The 3,634-nt window shown below is 57.2% G+C and carries 5 protein-coding genes; 3 read left to right on the forward strand and 2 right to left on the reverse strand.

Translation table 11 applies throughout. The features are described from left to right. Window positions 1-287: 287 nt before the first annotated feature. Entirely contained in the window at window positions 288-980 is a 693-nt protein-coding gene (locus AC221Y_RS21795) for an IS6 family transposase (RefSeq protein WP_486708420.1), read from the forward strand. 289 nt (window positions 981-1,269) lie between these two features. On the opposite strand, the gene AC221Y_RS21800 is transcribed toward AC221Y_RS21795, so the two are convergent. Further along, window positions 1,270-1,794 (reverse strand): cytochrome c, encoded by a 525-nt coding sequence (locus AC221Y_RS21800; RefSeq protein ID WP_486708421.1) that lies wholly within the window; start codon window positions 1,792-1,794, stop codon window positions 1,270-1,272. A 240-nt stretch (window positions 1,795-2,034) separates the two neighbouring features. On the opposite strand from AC221Y_RS21800, the gene AC221Y_RS21805 reads away from it, so the two are divergent. Both AC221Y_RS21805 and AC221Y_RS21810 read left to right on the forward strand, forming a co-directional pair. Then, window positions 2,035-2,496 carry a carboxymuconolactone decarboxylase family protein gene (locus tag AC221Y_RS21805; RefSeq protein ID WP_486708422.1) on the forward strand — a complete coding sequence of 154 codons (462 nt, stop codon included), beginning with the start codon at window positions 2,035-2,037 and terminating at the stop codon, window positions 2,494-2,496. After that, window positions 2,496-2,774 carry a carboxymuconolactone decarboxylase family protein gene (locus AC221Y_RS21810; RefSeq protein ID WP_486708423.1) on the forward strand — a complete coding sequence of 93 codons (279 nt, stop codon included), beginning with the start codon at window positions 2,496-2,498 and terminating at the stop codon, window positions 2,772-2,774. The genes AC221Y_RS21805 and AC221Y_RS21810 overlap by 1 nt, the downstream gene beginning before the upstream one ends. 89 nt (window positions 2,775-2,863) lie before the next feature. Here AC221Y_RS21810 and AC221Y_RS21815 read toward each other — a convergent pair. Continuing rightward, window positions 2,864-3,634, reverse strand: a 771-nt coding sequence (locus AC221Y_RS21815; protein ID WP_486708424.1) for a hypothetical protein, incomplete at its 5' end; no start/stop codon positions are given.

Genomic DNA, 3,634 nt, shown 5'->3' on the forward strand with positions numbered 1-3,634 from the left:
ATCAAACGATTGCGAGAGTGATTCAGAAAAACAGTAATCTGTCAAATTAGCCGACGCGAAGGACTAGGAGGTATTGCCAAGTTGTTGGCTACAGATTGTGAGGGATTGGCGAAGGGTAGATCATGCCGCCATTTCGGCTGTGTAATCGGCCCAGAGGCTGAACGCATCTGAGCGGGTGTCACTGTACCCTAATAAATCAGAATCCATCTTGAAATTATCCCGCAAAAACAGCGAGGCATTGTCACATTAACTCGACGATCGGCCTGACGGCCGGTATTTGTCGTTGAATGAGAAAGATTTCCTACGCACGCCACCGATTTCCGCCATCGATAATCCAACGAGCCGTCTGGCTCTACTTTCGCTTGCCTTTGAGCTTTCGTGACGTTGAAGAAATGCTTGCAGAACGAGGGATCGATGTGAGCTACGAAACGATCCGCCGATGGATTTTGAAATTCGGTCCGGCGATTGCCGCCAACATCAGATCTCGCAGAGTTCGACCTTCGGGAGCCTGGCATCTTGACGAGGTCTTTGTCCGAATTGGTGGCCGGCGAACATACCTGTGGCGCGCGGTTGACGATGAAGGCGAGGTTCTTGAAGTCCTGGCCCAATCTCGCCGAAACAAGAGTGCGGCCCTTAAACTTATGCGGAAACTCCTGAAAAAGCAGGGTTACATTCCGGATGAGATTGTCACCGACAAGCTGGGGTCATATTCGGCGGCCCTTCGGGAACTTGGCTTGGCGCACCTTCATGTCACGGGTGGTCGATTGAACAATCGGGCAGAGGTTTCACATCAACCGACGCGCCGACGAGAACGCCGCATGGGCCGGTTCAAGTCGCCCGGATCGATGCAACGTTTTCTGTCCGTCCACGATGCCATCTACAACCATTTCAATTTGCAACGTCATCTGATCTCTCGCCAAACTCTCCATCAAACTCGCGCCAGGTCATTCGCTGAGTGGTTCGAAATTGTGGCTGCTTGATCTGGGGTAGCGTCGGCTATTTTGGTTCAACTGAGTTAACGTGACAAAGCCGTTCAAAGGCATCTAGCGATCTCTTTGGATCCGCCAAGGTTCATAACGGATCCGCTATGCACACCATACGAGCGCGAGACCCGTCCCGCCACCCCGCCCCGTGCAGTGACAGGCAATCGGCGGCGTTTGAGCGAGGCACAACTCACAAAGGCGAATGTCCCCATTCACGCACATCGGTGGTGCAGCATCTGAAAAATCTTGGGACAGAGCGGCGGCGAAGGAAGTCGACCTCCGTCCTTTATTCCTCTTCGCGAAACTCGGCGTGACATGCGTTGCACGTCGCTGCCACATGCCAGGCGGCGAAATCGGGGCCGCGGCGTCCCATCATGCCGCCGCGCTGCATCATAGCGGGCCCCATTTCCGCATCCTCCCATTTGGCTGGAAGAGTCCCATGTGGTCGCTCGTCTGCTTGGGTGGCCAGCTCGCCTGACCAACGTTCCAGCATGAAAGCATAGTGATCAAAGTCTCTGAACTTCAGCCAGATTTCGGTACGCGCTTCACTTGGCGGATCATTCGAGCCTTCGGGAAACAGCGACGTGAGATGGCCACCGGCCCTATTCCTGATTTCCTCGGCAGCACGTCGTACTGCGGCTGCCTCATAGCTCAACTCGCCATTGATCATGGCAAAGACGCGCTCGATTAGTTCTTCGAAACGCTCCATTTCTTCCATGCGCGTCTTCACCACGCCGGTTGCGCTCTCATGCGCAAAAGCGATCGATCCCGCTGCCAGACCCAAAATCGTAACGTAGGCAAGACCTTTCATGTTCAGCCCTTTTGATCACTACCCAATTCGCGCGATATTAGACCGAAGCACGCTTGTTCTTCGCCTCGATCTGGTGACTTGGTCAACTGTAAGGGACTCCAGCCGCGAAGCGATTGATCCAAATCAACGCGCAGTGGCCTTTGCAACTTTACCATATTTCCATGTGCGGAGTGGTCAGGACTCGGGCGCGCGGTACAGCACGCGCTCCAGATCCTTGAGAACGTGCGGCTTGGCAGGATCGTGACTTCCGATCCAGGGTCTTTCTCTGTTCCCGGGTCGGCGGAAGTGTTCGATAATATCCTCAGCCTCATTCTGCTGGTCTGGCTGACCGTCGTTCGCACCTTGTATTGGTGCGGCGAGGCGGACGCAGAATCGGAATCGGACGAAGGTGCAATCATGCGGATCGAAGCCAAACCACGGTCGAGATACTCCTGGTGGATAAGACCGTTTTTCTGGAACCAGAAGCGAAAGTATGGCGCGGTACTCGACGCGGCGCTGCTTTGGGGGCGGGTGCCACGGCTGTTCGCCGGAGTGGCCGTACTCTACGGCACGATAGACCGTCGCTCGTCTCCGATCGACCCTGCGCTCCGATCACTTGTCACTGTGCTCGTGTCGCAAATCAACAGCTGCTCGTTCTGCGTCGATCTGAATTCCGCCACTCTCTTGCGTCGTGGTGTGTCGAAAAAAAAGTCGCGGCCTTGATGCAGTGGCGGGATAGCGATCTCTTCAGACCGGCGGAGCGCGCGGCCCTGGACTATGCCGACGCGATGACCCGGTACGACCGCGGAGTGGACGACGCTGTGTTTTCCCGACTGAAGGAGTTTTTCATCGACGACGCGATCGTCGAATTGACCGCGCTGATCGCCTTTCAGAATCTTTCCAGTAAGTTCAACAGCGCATTGGCTGTTCCGGCGCAAGGCTTTTGCGTGCTGCCTGAAGCGGCATTGAAGGGATCGGAAGGGGCACCGAATGGCCGCTGAGTATTGGATCGTCTGCTGGTTCCGGTGGGAAACCGGACCTTCGAACTGCGTATTCGAAGGCGCGGTCGCGTCAAATCCCTTGGGTTGGTTCAGAATGACCGTTTCAAGCTGATCGAGATATAGTCGTCGTTGCGGATAACCGAGATTGGATCGGGCGCGACCCCGCCTTCGAAAAACCGGCCCTCCAGCGACAAAACCCAATTTTCGCCCATTCGCCGCTGGCCTTCCACGAGGAATACGCGTGCATCGGTTTCGCGGTCTATGAGGGCCCCTGCGAGAAGGCTGGTATCGCCGATGTCGTTCAGGGCGAGGCGGGCGCCGAGGAACAGATCGTCGTCGTGGATCGTGGCCGGAGCCAGGGCGGGGTCGCGACCGTCGTGGCTGTATTCGGCGATCAGACCCAGATCGGCGCCAGTGCCGGCAATGCCGGGAATTGTCCATTCGAAGCCGGCAGTGGCTGCCCAGAAGCCGGGCCCATGCCCGCTGCGCCGGATTGCTTCGAGCTTCCACAGCCAGTCGCCGGCGGTCAGTTGCAGATCCAACCCCGCCTGCGCGATCTGATCGTAGTGAGGCACGAGCACCGGGCCGGTCTGGATCAACCGCGGCTCGCGGCTGGTGCCGTTGAAATACGATAGCCCAAGATCGAGATTCCCGACTGAATGTGACCAGCGCAGCGCGTAATCGATATGGCGCTTGCCGTCGGCAGACTCGAATTCCGCCGCGCCAATCGGAAACGGACCGCCGAGGCGCGGGCCGAAGCCTAGGAATTCGCGGTCGCGCAACCACGGCAGGACATAGACGCTGAAGGTGTCGTATTCGCCGTAGAAGGACATGCTGACCATCGGCTGGCCCAGCTTGTC

Source organism: Boseongicola sp. (genome assembly GCF_057460485.1).